Genomic DNA, 14,212 nt, shown 5'->3' with positions numbered 1-14,212 from the left:
TTCCGGCATGCAGATAAAATAAATGCCTAGTAAAAATATTAAAAATAAAATTATTAATTTATGTACTAAGGTAAATTGAAAATATTGATTCATATTGTTTTTCTCCTTAATCACAAACTTTGTTTTCTCGACAAAAGCAAATAAGATCGGCCATGTTGTCGATTCCAAGTTTTTCAAAAACACGCATCTTATAAGTGGACACAGTTTTGTGACTAATGTTAAGAGTGTCAGAAATTTCATGATTTCCTAAGCCTTTTCCTAAGTGCTTCAATACTTGAAACTCTCGTTGTGAAAGAGATTTAAGCGCTTGATTTTTTTCGGTATGAAGAAAATCCATTGAGGTAATTGAATAAAAACAAAAGCCCGAAGCGACTGAAGTGCATGCAGATATAAAAACCTTACTACTTACTGATTTATTGACGTAACCATGAGCGCCAATTGCTCGAACGCGATTTCCATAGGTTTTTTCATCAAGGCTAGTAAAAATTAATATTTTTATATTTGGATGCTTCGCTCGAAGTCGTCGAATGACATCAAATCCATCCATGTCAGGCATGTCTAAGTCCAAAATTATGAAGTCTGGATTTAGGAGATTACAAAGCATCAAACAACTTGTTCCACTATTTGCAGTTTCTATCACCTCAAACGTAATAAGACTACTCATGATACTTTTCAATGCCATAATCATCGTGGGATGATCATCGACTAGCATTGTTTTTACTAGCATAGTTTTCTCTCTCCGTTGGTTGGTACATTCGGTTTTTTATTGACAGATAAATGGGCAAATTGGCTATCATTAATTTTCAATATTTGGTGCTTTGTAACCGATGGCATTAATAAAGACCCATAACAATAGTTAAGTCTAAAATTTCTTGCGAATGTTAAATCATGCACCAATGAGATACCCCCGCTGTAAGTATGGATTTTTTGATTTGCTATTAGGGTGGTTAATTGATTGAAGATTTCTTTCGTATGAGTGGTCATAGCTACTGCTCTCAGTAAGCCAATCGATAAATGAACACCCTTAAAATGTTTTTCCTTAAGCCATTCAAATTCGAGTTCACTTCCATTAAATCCCCAAAATTCAAAAATAATTCCTAACCTTTGTAGTTTTAATAATGCAGAGGTAAGATTTTTATTCGTTGTCTCTTGTAAACCCATTACTGGAATTTTTATTAATCCAATCGGTAAACTTGAAGAAGATATTTGTGCAATCAGTTGCTCTATTAGAAGATCATTGCCTAAATGATTTTGATGGATGGGTAACAGAGTATTGATAGCTCTTCCATGGCAGTGCCAATAGGCAATATTTTGGAGTGCTTCTTGCACGTGTTGAATGACTTTATCTACCCTTGTATCCACTAAAGATTGATGTAATACCCCAGAAAACTCTTGGGTCATCGTATCGAAGATTGGTAATAGATTCACGATCTGAGAATCCAAAAATTTCTCCTGTGGCTTGGATTGAAATAAAACGTTCTCTTTTTTGATAATGTTTTTAAATACTGAATAAATTCCTTTTTTTGACCGCATTTTTCGATTCCTTAAGCTATGAATAAGAAATTTCAGTCTAAATTTCTTCAGGAGGCATTCATAGAGGTGATGGCTGATAATGTTGTAGGAATATTCCTACAACGTGGCAATTTTTTTGAATGAATTGCTTGGTTAATTAATTTGCTGATGAGCCAACAGAATGTGAGGAAAATTTACAATCAATTGAAAACATTGAGTTTATTATTTACTCCTATTGAAAACTTAACCTGACTTGCAAAAGATAGCAACAAACACTATACTTGTTAGCAATCACCTAGAGAGAGTGCTAACAAGTGCCTCCTGGTGTTAATTTCGTTAAAGATTTGAATTTCTCGAAGGCTTTAACTATTGTTTTTTAATTTGATTTAATTTTAGGAGAACGCATGAATTTACGTCCATTGCATGATCGCGTGATCATCAAACGTTTAGATACAGAAACAAAAACTGCTTCAGGAATTGTTATCCCTGATAACGCAACTGAAAAACCAGATCAAGGTGAAATCCTTGCTGTTGGTCCTGGTAAGCGTGATGATAGCGGTAAGACTATTGCTTTAGATGTGAAAGTTGGCGACCGTGTATTGTTCGGCAAATATGCAGGTCAGACAGTTAAAGTTGAAGGTGATGAATTACTCGTGATGCGTGAAGAAGACATCATGGCAGTTGTTCAAAAGTAATTAAAAATAATTGAGAGGAAATATACATGGCAGCTAAAGACGTAGTATTTGGAGATTCAGCACGTGCACGCATGGTAGAGGGTGTAAACATTCTTGCCAATGCTGTGAAAGTTACACTAGGACCAAAAGGTCGCAATGTTGTTTTAGAGCGTTCATTCGGTGGCCCGATTGTTACTAAAGACGGTGTATCAGTAGCAAAAGAAATCGAACTCAAAGATAAGCTTCAAAACATGGGTGCGCAGATGGTTAAGGAAGTTGCTTCTAAGACAGCTGATGATGCTGGAGATGGAACAACTACAGCAACTGTACTCGCTCAATCTATCGTTCGTGAAGGTATGAAGTTTGTTGTAGCTGGTCATAACCCAATGGATTTAAAGCGCGGTATTGACAAGGCAGTTGCAGCAGCTCTCATTGAAATTTCAAAGCTCAGCAAGCCTTGTACTACTACAAAAGAAATCGCTCAAGTAGGTTCGATTTCTGCAAATAGTGATACAAGCATTGGTCAAAGAATTGCTGAAGCGATGGAAAAAGTTGGTAAAGAAGGTGTCATTACTGTTGAAGATGGCAAATCTTTAGAAGATGAGTTAGATGTTGTTGAAGGTATGCAGTTTGACCGTGGTTATTTATCACCATACTTCATTAACAATCCTGAAAAACAAGTTGTGATTATGGAAAGCCCATATATCCTATTGTTTGACAAGAAAATCAGTAATATCCGTGATTTGCTCCCAGTACTCGAGCAGGTAGCTAAATCAGGCCGTCCTTTACTCATCATTGCAGAAGATGTTGAAGGCGAAGCATTAGCAACTTTAGTTGTAAATAACATTCGTGGCATCCTCAAGACTTGTGCTGTCAAAGCTCCTGGTTTTGGTGATCGTCGTAAAGCTATGTTAGAAGACATTGCTATCTTAACTAAGGGTCAAGTTATTGCTGAAGAAGTTGGTTTAACTTTAGAAAAAGTAACTTTAGATGATTTAGGACAAGCTAAGCGTGTTGAAATCGGCAAAGAAAATACAACGATTATTGACGGTGCTGGTGATGAGAAGCAAATTGAAGCACGTGTAAAACAAATTCGCGCACAAATTGAAGAAGCTACAAGCGACTACGATCGTGAAAAATTACAAGAGCGTGTTGCAAAACTAGCTGGTGGTGTTGCAGTGATTCGTGTTGGTGCTGCTACTGAAGTAGAAATGAAAGAGAAGAAAGCACGTGTTGATGATGCATTACACGCTACTCGTGCAGCTGTTGAAGAAGGTATTGTGCCCGGTGGTGGAGTTGCATTGGTACGTGCTAAACAGTCTATCTTGGATTTAAAAGGCGACAATGCTGATCAAAATGCTGGTATTGGTATCGTGTTACGTGCAATGGAAGAGCCACTTCGCGTAATCGTTTCAAACGCAGGTGACGAAGCTAGTGTTGTAATTAATAATGTAGCTGCTGGAAAAGGTAACTATGGTTACAATGCAGCGACAGGTGAGTACGGTGATTTAGTTGAACAGGGTGTTATCGATCCAGCTAAAGTTACTAAAACAGCACTTGTTAATGCAGCTTCAGTTGCTGGTTTGTTGTTAACAACAGATTGCGCAATTGCAGAAACAGCAAAAGATGATGCACCTTCAATGCCAGGTGGTATGGGCGATATGGGTGGCATGGGTGGTATGGGCGGTATGATGTAATTTACCAATTTACTGGTAAATGTAAGTAATAAGGCACCTTAGCGGTGCCTTATTTTTTTGCAAAGAACTAGTTAATAAAATTGAAATAAATGTTTAATAGAAATGAAACAAAAAAGTAACTTTTGAGTAACAAAGCAAAATTATCATCCCTCTATTACTTAAAAAGGATAGATATGAGAAAGCAAGTTACCAAATTTAAGCTACATCCAATATTTGCTGGTATGGCAATGTTAGGTTTAGTATTGCCACAAAGTTCATTCGCTCAACAAGTTACTGACGTAGGCATTGTGAATGCTACAGGCGGTGTGGGTGAGTCAACAAACCCTAAGAACTTTGATTCAGTAAAGTTATCACCAGTTAGAACTTCATTAGAAGTAGCTAGACCAGTAGCAGAGTTAAGCCAAGAGTACTTGGATAACTTCGTAGCACCGATGTCAAACTTTGCCAACATGGCTAACGGCATGTTACCAGGCGCATATGGAATTTCCTCTAACGGCCCTGGCAACAATGATGACAAAATTTGGTTCCGTGGATTTAAAGATGGTAGTTTTACAATGACATGGGATGGAATCCCATTTAGTGATACAAATGATCCAACACACCACTCACAAGCATTCTTCCCAGCTCCATTCATTGGTGGTATTACATCTGATAGAAGCCCTGGAACGGCAGCTTCCATTGGTCCTGCAAACTTTGGTGGTACTGTAGGTTTACTTTCACGTCCTGTCGATAATGAGCATAGAGTCAGCGCATTTTATAACTATGGTAGTTTTAATACCAACGAATACGGTATGGAAGTGGCATCTGGTTATTTAGAAAGTAATCCAAATACAAAATTTTTGTTCAATATTCACCATATGGACTCAGATGGTGCGCAGACATACAATCGTCAGTATAGAGATGGCGCAAGTTTTAAATTAGAAACAGCGTTAACCCCTGATACAACGATGACAATTTTTGCGTCATGGGTTCATTATTTGTCAAACTCTGGTGGCACAATTCAGCCATCAACATATGCCGTATATACAATTCCTGGTGCAGCTGCAGCAGTACCTGGTAACTACAAAGGTGATCTGAGTTATTACAATAGTAATAACCCTGCACGTGCTGACTATTTAGGTTACAACAAATATGATGTCACAACATCATTCAACTATTTGGGCTTTAAATCAGATTTGGGTGGTGGCTGGAAGCTTGATAACAAGACATATTTTAATTATTATGCAAATCAACAGAACTACGCTAATATTTCGGCTCCTGATCAAACTTCAGCATCACTGTTAGCCTCATCAAAGCCAGGTGTTGATAAACTAAACTCCTATCATACGATGGGTAATATTTTACGTTTATCAAAAGACTTTGAACTTGGTACATTAAGAACAGGTATTCAAACCGAAAGATCAGATACGCCTAGACATCAGGTATATGTTAACTACCTTACGGGTAATCAAGCCTCGGGAGGTGTAATTTTTAATGAAGATTTCCAAACAACGATTATTCAACCTTATGCAGAATTTGCTTGGAAAGCAACCCCAGCGTTAACTATCACGCCAGGTGTGAAATACAACACATTCACTCATAGCTTGACTCAATTTCCAGATAACAGTGCGTCCGGTAAAGGTGTAGGCAATCTGAATGGCGCTGCTAATGTGATGAATTCAAGAACATTTACGGATGTATTACCGTTCATAGATGCTCGTTACATGATTCAAAAAAATTGGTCTGTATATGCACAGTATTCAACTGGCGACGTCATTCCTCCAACCAGTACTTATGATGTGACTGGCTCATTAGTTGGTACATTACCAGACCCAATGAAAACGAAAACTTATCAAGTTGGTACAGTTTTCCAAACTCCTAAGTATTCATTTGATTTTGATATTTTCCAAACTAATGCAGATACATCGTTTAATTCACAAACAGTTAACGGTATTACTAATTATTACCAGGGTCCAGCGACAACTTATCGGGGTGCTGAGGCTTCAGGAAACATCATGTTAGACCGTAACTTTAATTTGTACTTGAACGCAGCCTACTATAACGCTACTTATGACACGACTGGATTATCAGTTGCGAGCGTGCCACAAGATATGGAAACCGTAGGTTTATTTTATAGACAAAACAACTGGTCATTAGGTGGTACAGTCAAACGTATCGGAGCTCAGTGGCAGGACAATACAAATGCTTCACAAATCAATCAGGCCTATCAGTTAGACTCGATGATTTTGACGAACTTATCTGCAAACTACACATTCTCAGATATTCCTTCTTACATGAAGAGTGTGAAAGTAAGATTTGGTATCGATAATATTTTCGATACTAGAAACATTGCAGGGGTTAAATTTGGATCAGCCACATCCACATTAGGTGCTAGTGCAACTGACACAGTCCTTTATACATCAGGAAGATCTATGTATATGGGTGTGAGCGGCAACTTCTAAGAAGTCTTTCATCAAAAGAGCTCCTCCAACAGACACACCCAAGAAAAGTTCTTGGGTGTGTCTTCGTTTTAAGTTCTAAATCATCCAAGTAACTTTTAATCAGTTTAAGAAATAAAAATATGACTTTACAATACCTAATCACCATTGCAAACAGCTCTGGTGGAATACTTTACTTCATGATGATTCTGCTTTTTGTAGCAATCGTCATTATTGTTGAACGCCTCAAACACTTAGCAGATATGCGTCGTGTGGGTTACGAATTAATTAATCTTTGCCAATCAAAAGGTGCAATTCAACTAGAGTCTTTACAAGCGCTACAAAAAAACCATGAAGATTATCCAATCATTCAATTACTTAAAACTGTCATTGGTAAGGATATAAAAGATTTGAATAGAGAAGCCTTGGATGGAAATTTAGAAGAGGCAATCATGTTAGAAGTGCCTCATCTTGATAAAGGTGTTTGGATTTTAGATACGATTATTACCCTTGCCCCATTACTCGGATTATTCGGAACAATTGTTGGTATGTTTAATGCGATGGCTTTCATAACCGATATCCAAAATTCTGCAGTACAAATTTCAGGCGGTATCTCGGAAGCGTTAATCTCAACCGCTTTCGGACTTGTGATTGCGATGGTAGGCCTCAGCTTTTTCAATAATATTAATTACAAAATTCGATTTCTAGTACATCAAATGGAAACATTTAAAGTCATGGTCCTTAATCGTTCGGAAGAATTTAAAAATATTAATCCATTATGAGATATTTAGAACCACAAAAACCAAGGATTGAGATCATTCCGATGATTGATATCATGCTTTTTTTACTCGTCTTTTTTATCATGATGGCTTTAAAAATGATACCAACTAGCGGACACGTGACAAAGCTACCAACAAGCTCGACGACAACGGTAATTCAAAACTCCAAGATGACAGTTGAAGTTTTGGAAAACAATAATTTAATCGTTGATAGTAAACCCATGTCAGCTAGCGAGTTAACTAATTTGTTAAAGCAAAAAGACACATCCAATTTAATGATTACGGTAGTGGGAGCAGATAGTGTTTCCTTACAAACCTTGATGCATGTAATTGATGCAATTAAATCCAGCGGTGCTACTCAGATTGCTTTAGCCGCTCACAATAAATCAAATTAAAAAGTAGGTTTTTTATGGAGTTAAGTAGGAACACTACTCCTTACTATTCGTTAAATACTATTGGTCAAGCATTATTGATTGAGGCATTATTGTTAGGGTTAGCGTTCATAACCTTTACAGGGATATTCAATGAAAATACGCCTCCACAAGATGTTAGTATTAACTTAGTAATGAATGAGGAGACAAAGGTGGTAAAACCGCCAGAACCTCCTAAGCCCAAAGTGGTACCCATAGTCAAACCCAATGTTCCTAAGGTGATTCAGTCACAAGATGTGCCTGTAACAAATCAACCTGCAGATAATTTAGTTAAAGAAACAGTATCATCAAATATTTCTTCTAGAAATGAATCGCCTGCTCCTACTGAAGCCAGTGTAAATAAGCCAGATCCAATGGCAATATACAGAGGTCAGGTGAATGCAGCGATTCAATCTGCAACATCTTGTTCCTCAGCAGCGAAGGATATGAATTTAAAAGGGAAGACAAGGGTTCAATTTAATTTATTAGATAGCACCCCTTCCGCTACTAGCGTAGTAAATTCTAGTGGGATACCGATGCTTGATAACTCAGCATTAAATGCAGTAAAAAATGCAAAATATCCAAAGCCACCGGCAGAGTTTGTTGGTCAAACCAAACAAATGAGCGTACTTGTTAATTTAAACTGTAGTGATTAATTGAATATGAAAAATATAATGAAAAAACTTATTTTATTTGGAGTTTTACTAGGGAGTTTCTTTTCATTAAATTTCGTATACTCTGCCCCAATAACTGAGTATCTTCAACCCTATTTGGTAGTGGGAGACAATCAATTTATTCTAAGGGCTATTTCTAATTCGTCAACCTGTCCCTCCGTCCAATGGGATTCTCAACCACCTGAAATAATGAAAGTCCGGGTAAATGAAGGTAAGATTCCAGCTCGGAATAAATCAGAATTAATCGATGCAGATTTTCCTATACTTACTTGTGAGTTGGTTTGGCCGAAAGGTGTAAAAGAGGGAAAAATTAATCAACAAGTTTTTAAATTACCGCCTAGCGAGATTAAAAAAATTGTTGTTGTTGGCGATACTGGTTGTCGATTAAAGGCTGCTGAGAAATTTTATCAAGATTGCAATGATCAGGTGAAATGGCCACTAGCAAAAGTAATGGCACAAGCAGCGATGAAAAATCCTGATTTAGTCATTCATGTGGGTGATCTTCATTATCGTGAAAGCCCTTGCCCTGAGTCTTTAGGGGGTTGTAAAGACTCACCTTGGGGGTATGGATATGATGCTTGGAAAGCTGACTTTTTTGATCCTGCAAAGCCACTTTTAGAAAAAGCTGCTTGGGTTTATGTAAGAGGAAATCACGAAGTTTGTTCAAGAGCAGGTCAGGGTTGGCACCGTTTTATTGATACAAATAGTTGGGATGAGAAAAGAAGTTGTAACAACCCAGCAAATGATGGGCATGGTGATTACTCTGAACCTTTTTCTGTATCGCTAGGTAAAGCAGCACAATTTATTGTTTTCGATTCTTCAAAAAATGGCGCAAAACAGATTACCGAAAAAGACGAAAGTTTCTTAATTTACCTCAATCAGTTTAAGAAAATTGAGCAGTTAGCAGTAAATAAGAGGTTTAATATTTTTGGTAGCCATCACCCTTTAAATATTCTTTTACCAGCTAAAAAGAAAGACAGTGAGTCTGAGTATCAACTATACCCCACGGGCTTTACTAATTTACTTGCAAGCCTAAATGGAGAGGAGTTATTGAAGTCTCCGATTAACTTAACGATACACGGTCATAACCATATTTTTGAAGCAATTACCTATGAAATGAATCGTCCTGCTGAAATTGTTTCAGGCAATAGTGGATCTTCTTTAGAAGAGTTAAATATTCCTGAGATTGCATTATCTGAGGTTCAGAAAAAATTGTTAAAGATTAAAGAGTTTGCTAGTTATCAAAATTTTGGATTTGGCACCTTAGAGCGTCAAGATGATAATGGGGAGCAGTGGCTATTTACTGAGTTCGATATCAACGGTAAATCACTCCTTAAATGTAATGTTTCTGGCAGAACTGTAATTTGCAAGTGATTCCTTTGAAGCAGCATGTGTGGCTGTGATGGTGTCCTAATTTTTTCAGTAATCGCTAAAACCTCGCCGTTAACGGTGAGGGTGAAGTCACATACGGCAAAGCCGTTCAATAGGTCAAATGGTTTAAACATACAAAAGCGCGTATGCTGGCGTGGTGTTTGCAGAAGTGAATGAAGCCTATACAACCCAGACTTGTTTGTGTTGAGGCAATATTTCGTCCAATAGTCCGAAAGGTATAGCAGGTTTGCGAATCAGAGAAAACATTTGTTCAGTTTGTGATTCGGTGAATGACCGTGACCTCAATGCGGCCAGAAACATTCTTGCGCTCGGACATGAGTGTTTCGCAGAAGGTCTCTCCTTCCTTTAGTGCGGGGAGGATGTCAAAAGGCTTAATCGGCTTCAATGTGATTTCGTTGAAAATCCTCAAACGCTTGTCTTATGAACTTTAAATGAATGGAGCCTTGACATTACGTATAAAAAATAAACCTCTCCGAAGAGAGGTTTAAGATGCTTCTTATTCAATAACTAAAGATTTTATTCAACAGCTTTGACCATATCTTCAATAACTTTCTTTGCATCACCAAAGACCATCATTGTTTTATCCATATAGAAAAGCTCGTTATCTAAACCAGCATAACCAGAAGCCATAGATCGCTTATTTACAATCACAGTTTTCGCTTTGTAAGCTTCTAAAATTGGCATACCAAAAATTGGACTACCAGGAGTACGTGCTGCTGGATTAACCACGTCATTCGCGCCTAAGATGAGTACCACATCCGCTTGGGCAAACTCACCATTGATGTCTTCCATCTCAAACACTTGATCATAAGGAACTTCAGCTTCCGCTAAAAGAACGTTCATATGACCAGGCATACGACCAGCAACTGGATGAATAGCGTACTTTACTGAAACACCTTTGTGAATTAACTTTTCAGTCAATTCTTTTAAAGAGTGTTGAGCACGGGCAACTGCTAAACCATAACCAGGGACAATAATGACTGTTTCTGCATTACCCATTAAGAACGCTGCATCATCAGCAGAACCACTCTTGACCGGACGTTGTGCTTGAGAGCCAGCCGCTGCTGCAGAACCTGCATCACCACCAAAGCCACCAAGAATTACGTTGAAGAAAGAACGGTTCATGGCCTTACACATGATGTAGGACAAGATGGCTCCTGAAGAACCTACCAAAGAACCTGCAACAATCAACATAGAGTTGTTTAATGAAAAACCAATGCCAGCTGCAGCCCAGCCAGAGTATGAATTTAACATGGAAACAACCACTGGCATATCAGCACCACCAATAGGGATGATGATTAGTACGCCAAGGATGAAAGCAATGGCTAGCATGAGGAGGAATGGAGTCCAAGCTGGTTCATTACCACCCGCAAAGGCAAATACAACTCCACAACCAACCATTAGCAAAGCTAAAACTAAGTTTAATAGGTGCTGACCTTTAAAGGAAACCGGGGTACCTTGAAATAATCTAAATTTATATTTACCAGATAACTTACCGAAGGCGATGACAGAACCTGAAAAAGTAATCGCACCAACAAAAGTTCCGATAAATAGTTCGAAGCGGTTACCAATTGGCAAAGGTACAGCAATACCAAAAGCAGCAGGCTCGGATACAGCCGCAACAGCGATACATACTGCAGCAAGACCAATCATACTGTGCATAAAGGCAACTAATTCTGGCATTTTAGTCATTTCAACTTTTTTTGCCATATAAGCACCGATACCACCACCCACTACTAAGCCACCTAATACATAGGCAATACCATCCATAAACGATACGTTTGCAAGAATGGCCATCTTACTAATGAGACCAACAGTAGTTAGAGCAGCGATTGCCATACCAACCATACCAAAAAGATTACCTCTAATGGAACTAGTCGGGTGAGAGAGACCCTTTAGTGCCTGAATGAAACAAACAGAGGCAACTAAATACAATAAAGTAATTAAATCCATACTCATGCTGATTCTCCCTTACTTACTTTCTTTTCTTTTTTCTTGAACATTTCAAGCATTCGTTTGGTAACTAAAAATCCACCAAAGATGTTGACTGCAGCTAGAACAACTGCCAATGTTCCCATTACCTTACCAACAGTGCCTGTAGTTAAAGCTGCCGCAAGCATTGCACCAACCACAATAATGGCTGAAATGGCGTTTGTTACAGCCATTAAAGGCGTATGAAGGGCCGGAGTAACTGTCCAAACAACGTGGTAACCCACATAAATGGCTAGGACAAAAATAATAAGGTTATAAACACTATGACTGATTTCCATGATTTTCCCAATTAAGCGTTAGTACGAACGACTTGACCGTTATTGCACATGAGACATGCAGTAACAATATCGTCATCGGTTGGAATACTTAATCCAGCTTCTTTCGTTGTAATTAACTTCAAGAAGTCGAATACGTTGCGCGCATACAAAGCAGATGCATCTGCTGCAACTAAAGATGGCAAGTTACTTAAACCAACAATCGTTACACCATGCTTCACTACTATTTGATCCGCTTCAGTTAGTGGGCAGTTGCCAGAACCATTCTCACCCTTGCCAGCAGCCAAGTCGATGACAACAGAGCCAGGTTTCATTTGAGCAACCGTTTCAGCAGACAAAAGCATCGGGGCTTTACGTCCCGGAATTAAGGCCGTAGTAATCACAATATCTGCTTGCTTTGCACGTTCAGCAACTAACACAGATTGTCTTTGCATCCAAGAAGCAGGCATCGGTCTTGCATATCCGCCAACACCCTTAGCAATTTCTTTCTCTTCTTCTGTTTCAAAAGGAACATCAACAAACTTTGCTCCCAAGGACTCGATTTGCTCTTTAGCAGCAGGTCGTACGTCAGATGCTTCGATAACAGCACCCAAACGCTTAGCAGTAGCAATTGCTTGCAAACCAGCAACCCCAGCTCCTAAAATCAAGACACGAGCTGCTTTAACAGTTCCTGCCGCTGTCATTAACATTGGCATAAAGCGTTGATAGGTATTAGCCGCCATCATTACCGCTTTATAACCAGCAATATTTGCTTGTGAAGATAAAACGTCCATACTTTGGGCGCGTGTAGTTCTAGGCGCAGCTTCTAGTGCAAAGCCAGTAATGCCGTGCGCTGCCATAGCAGCAATCATTGTATTGTCGAATGGATCCAACATACCAATGAGGACTGAACCAGAGGTCATTAGAGCTAATTCGTTATCAAAAGGAGCTCTTACTTTAAGAACCATTTCCGCAGCATAAACTTCTTCTTTTGTAGAAATTTTTGCACCAACAGCTTCATAAGCCGAATCCAATACACTGGCAGAAACACCAGCTCCAGCTTCGACTAACAAAGTATGACCTGAACTAACTAATTTTTTAACCGTTTCGGGAGTCGCTGCAACTCTAAACTCTCCGACTCTAGTTTCAAGTGGAACACCAATCCGCATGCAATTCCCCTAAATTTATTGATGAATTAAATTTAAATCCAATGTTTACAACGTGTAAACATGAAAAAAATACGCTCGTAAACCTTTAATAATACAATAATTAGGTGAAAAACGATTATTTACTTAGAAATTCTGAAAACAACTATCAAGTTGTTGAGCCCCCTTCAAAAGTTGTCATTGGCATGTCTGGAGGGGTTGACTCATCGGTTGCCGCTTGGCTATTAAAACAGCAAGGCTATGATGTTATTGGACTTTTCATGAAAAATTGGGAAGATGATGACGATTCTGAGTACTGTTCAACGCGTCAAGATTGGATTGATGTGGTCAGTGTCGCTGATTTAATAGGTATCGATGTTGAGGCAGTTAATTTTGCTACAGAGTACAAAGATAGAGTGTTTTCTGATTTTTTAAGAGAATATTCAGCTGGTAGAACACCCAACCCAGATGTTTTATGTAATGCTGAAATTAAATTTAAAGCTTTTTTAGATCACGCGATGCGACTTGGGGCAGATGCAATTGCCACAGGACACTATGCTAGGGTCAGGAAGAACGGCGAACAGGTAGAACTCTTAAAAGCAACTGATCTTACCAAGGATCAAAGTTATTTTTTACATCGACTGAATCAACAACAATTAAGTCGGGTCATGTTTCCACTGGGTAGTCTGAATAAAACAGTCGTTCGCGAAATTGCAGAAAAAATTGGCTTACCGAATGCTAAGAAAAAAGATTCGACCGGAATTTGTTTTATCGGTGAGCGACCATTTCGAGAATTTTTAAGTAAATATTTACCTAGTCAACCTGGTCCAATGAAAACGCCAGACGGCAAAACGATTGGTGAGCATATAGGCTTAGCGTTCTATACCTTAGGACAACGCAAGGGAATTGGGCTTGGTGGTAGTCAGGATGGTTCTGGAGACCCATGGTTTGTTGCTAGAAAAGATTTAGCTAGCAACACCTTGGTGGTTGTTCAAGGACATCAGCATCCATTGCTGTACTCAAAGTCATTAAAAGCACAGGATATGAATTGGGTGAGCGGGAAAGCACCGAATAGTTCAGTGATTTATGGTGCTAAAACAAGGTATCGCCAAGAAGATGCCCCATGCCGATTGAATTTAAACCCTGAAACCACTGGAGAACAATTCAGTCTAGATTTTAATGAGAACCAATGGGCTGTAACGCCCGGTCAATCAGCGGTTGTGTATCTCAATGAAGTCTGTTTAGGTGGCGGCATCATTGTTTAGA

The 14,212-nt window shown here is 38.7% G+C and carries 13 protein-coding genes and 1 pseudogene; 9 read left to right on the top strand and 5 right to left on the bottom strand.

The annotated features are described in order from the left end of the window. Positions 1–106 precede the first annotated feature (106 nt). Both B8983_RS04010 and B8983_RS04005 read right to left on the bottom strand, forming a co-directional pair. A complete protein-coding gene (locus B8983_RS04010) occupies positions 107–727 on the bottom strand; it encodes a response regulator (RefSeq protein WP_084282839.1) in 621 nt (206 codons plus the stop codon). Then, positions 721–1,533 (bottom strand): EAL domain-containing protein, encoded by an 813-nt coding sequence (locus tag B8983_RS04005; RefSeq protein ID WP_084282838.1) that lies wholly within the window; start codon positions 1,531–1,533, stop codon positions 721–723. The genes B8983_RS04010 and B8983_RS04005 overlap by 7 nt, the downstream gene beginning before the upstream one ends. Positions 1,534–1,916: 383 nt before the next feature. Here B8983_RS04005 and groES point away from each other — a divergent pair, with 383 nt between their 5' ends. The 8 genes and pseudogenes from groES to B8983_RS14425 form a co-directional block, all read left to right on the top strand. Beyond that, complete coding sequence (gene groES, locus B8983_RS04000; protein ID WP_084282837.1) at positions 1,917–2,207, top strand: co-chaperone GroES; 291 nt, start codon at positions 1,917–1,919, stop codon at positions 2,205–2,207. A 26-nt stretch (positions 2,208–2,233) separates the two neighbouring features. Next, positions 2,234–3,883, top strand: a complete 1,650-nt coding sequence (gene groL / locus B8983_RS03995; protein ID WP_084282836.1) for a chaperonin GroEL — start codon at positions 2,234–2,236, stop codon at positions 3,881–3,883. Between the two features lie 173 nt (positions 3,884–4,056). Further along, positions 4,057–6,324 (top strand): TonB-dependent receptor, encoded by a 2,268-nt coding sequence (locus B8983_RS03990; RefSeq protein ID WP_084282835.1) that lies wholly within the window; start codon positions 4,057–4,059, stop codon positions 6,322–6,324. Between the two features lie 119 nt (positions 6,325–6,443). Continuing rightward, on the top strand, positions 6,444–7,082 hold the full coding sequence (locus B8983_RS03985) for a MotA/TolQ/ExbB proton channel family protein (protein ID WP_084282834.1): 639 nt from the start codon (positions 6,444–6,446) through the stop codon (positions 7,080–7,082). Next, positions 7,079–7,474 (top strand): ExbD/TolR family protein, encoded by a 396-nt coding sequence (locus B8983_RS03980; protein ID WP_084282833.1) that lies wholly within the window; start codon positions 7,079–7,081, stop codon positions 7,472–7,474. Before B8983_RS03985 ends, B8983_RS03980 begins: the two co-directional genes overlap by 4 nt. A 14-nt stretch (positions 7,475–7,488) precedes the next feature. Further along, positions 7,489–8,145 carry a TonB family protein gene (locus tag B8983_RS03975; RefSeq protein WP_084282832.1) on the top strand — a complete coding sequence of 219 codons (657 nt, stop codon included), beginning with the start codon at positions 7,489–7,491 and terminating at the stop codon, positions 8,143–8,145. 18 nt (positions 8,146–8,163) lie between these two features. Continuing rightward, positions 8,164–9,537, top strand: coding sequence for a metallophosphoesterase family protein (locus tag B8983_RS03970; protein ID WP_159460801.1), 1,374 nt, complete (start codon positions 8,164–8,166; stop codon positions 9,535–9,537). 136 nt (positions 9,538–9,673) lie between these two features. Further along, a pseudogene (locus B8983_RS14425) lies at positions 9,674–9,742 on the top strand (hypothetical protein); the annotation flags it as partial. A 329-nt stretch (positions 9,743–10,071) separates the two neighbouring features. Here B8983_RS14425 and B8983_RS03960 read toward each other — a convergent pair. The 3 genes from B8983_RS03960 to B8983_RS03950 are packed head-to-tail and all read right to left on the bottom strand — an operon-like array spanning position 10,072 to position 12,970. Continuing rightward, positions 10,072–11,514 carry an NAD(P)(+) transhydrogenase (Re/Si-specific) subunit beta gene (locus B8983_RS03960; protein WP_084282830.1) on the bottom strand — a complete coding sequence of 481 codons (1,443 nt, stop codon included), beginning with the start codon at positions 11,512–11,514 and terminating at the stop codon, positions 10,072–10,074. Continuing rightward, positions 11,511–11,825, bottom strand: a complete 315-nt coding sequence (locus B8983_RS03955) for an NAD(P) transhydrogenase subunit alpha part 2 (RefSeq protein WP_084282829.1) — start codon at positions 11,823–11,825, stop codon at positions 11,511–11,513. The genes B8983_RS03960 and B8983_RS03955 overlap by 4 nt, the downstream gene beginning before the upstream one ends. Positions 11,826–11,836: 11 nt before the next feature. Then, positions 11,837–12,970 (bottom strand): Re/Si-specific NAD(P)(+) transhydrogenase subunit alpha, encoded by a 1,134-nt coding sequence (locus B8983_RS03950; protein ID WP_084282828.1) that lies wholly within the window; start codon positions 12,968–12,970, stop codon positions 11,837–11,839. Between the two features lie 104 nt (positions 12,971–13,074). Between B8983_RS03950 and mnmA the strand changes: the two genes are divergently transcribed. Continuing rightward, positions 13,075–14,211, top strand: coding sequence for a tRNA 2-thiouridine(34) synthase MnmA (mnmA, locus tag B8983_RS03945; RefSeq protein WP_255372797.1), 1,137 nt, complete (start codon positions 13,075–13,077; stop codon positions 14,209–14,211). The last annotated feature ends 1 nt before the right edge of the window (position 14,212 follow it).

This window comes from Polynucleobacter kasalickyi (assembly GCF_900176405.1).
Classification (GTDB): Bacteria; Pseudomonadota; Gammaproteobacteria; order Burkholderiales; family Burkholderiaceae; genus Polynucleobacter; species Polynucleobacter kasalickyi.
This window is presented reverse-complemented; position numbering and strand designations above follow the sequence as displayed.

Bases quoted from the DNA above. Each gene is read 5' to 3' on its own strand.
- B8983_RS03955 (WP_084282829.1), bottom strand. From the start codon at position 11,825: ATGGAAATCAGTCATAGTGTTTATAACCTTATTATTTTTGTCCTAGCC.
- B8983_RS03985 (WP_084282834.1), top strand. From the start codon at position 6,444: ATGACTTTACAATACCTAATCACCATTGCAAACAGCTCTGGTGGAATA.
- B8983_RS03980 (WP_084282833.1), top strand. From the start codon at position 7,079: ATGAGATATTTAGAACCACAAAAACCAAGGATTGAGATCATTCCGATG.
- B8983_RS03975 (WP_084282832.1), top strand. From the start codon at position 7,489: ATGGAGTTAAGTAGGAACACTACTCCTTACTATTCGTTAAATACTATT.
- groL (WP_084282836.1), top strand. From the start codon at position 2,234: ATGGCAGCTAAAGACGTAGTATTTGGAGATTCAGCACGTGCACGCATG.
- B8983_RS04010 (WP_084282839.1), bottom strand. From the start codon at position 727: ATGCTAGTAAAAACAATGCTAGTCGATGATCATCCCACGATGATTATG.
- B8983_RS03960 (WP_084282830.1), bottom strand. From the start codon at position 11,514: ATGAGTATGGATTTAATTACTTTATTGTATTTAGTTGCCTCTGTTTGT.
- B8983_RS03990 (WP_084282835.1), top strand. From the start codon at position 4,057: ATGAGAAAGCAAGTTACCAAATTTAAGCTACATCCAATATTTGCTGGT.
- B8983_RS03970 (WP_159460801.1), top strand. From the start codon at position 8,164: ATGAAAAAACTTATTTTATTTGGAGTTTTACTAGGGAGTTTCTTTTCA.
- B8983_RS03950 (WP_084282828.1), bottom strand. From the start codon at position 12,970: ATGCGGATTGGTGTTCCACTTGAAACTAGAGTCGGAGAGTTTAGAGTT.
- groES (WP_084282837.1), top strand. From the start codon at position 1,917: ATGAATTTACGTCCATTGCATGATCGCGTGATCATCAAACGTTTAGAT.
- B8983_RS04005 (WP_084282838.1), bottom strand. From the start codon at position 1,533: ATGCGGTCAAAAAAAGGAATTTATTCAGTATTTAAAAACATTATCAAA.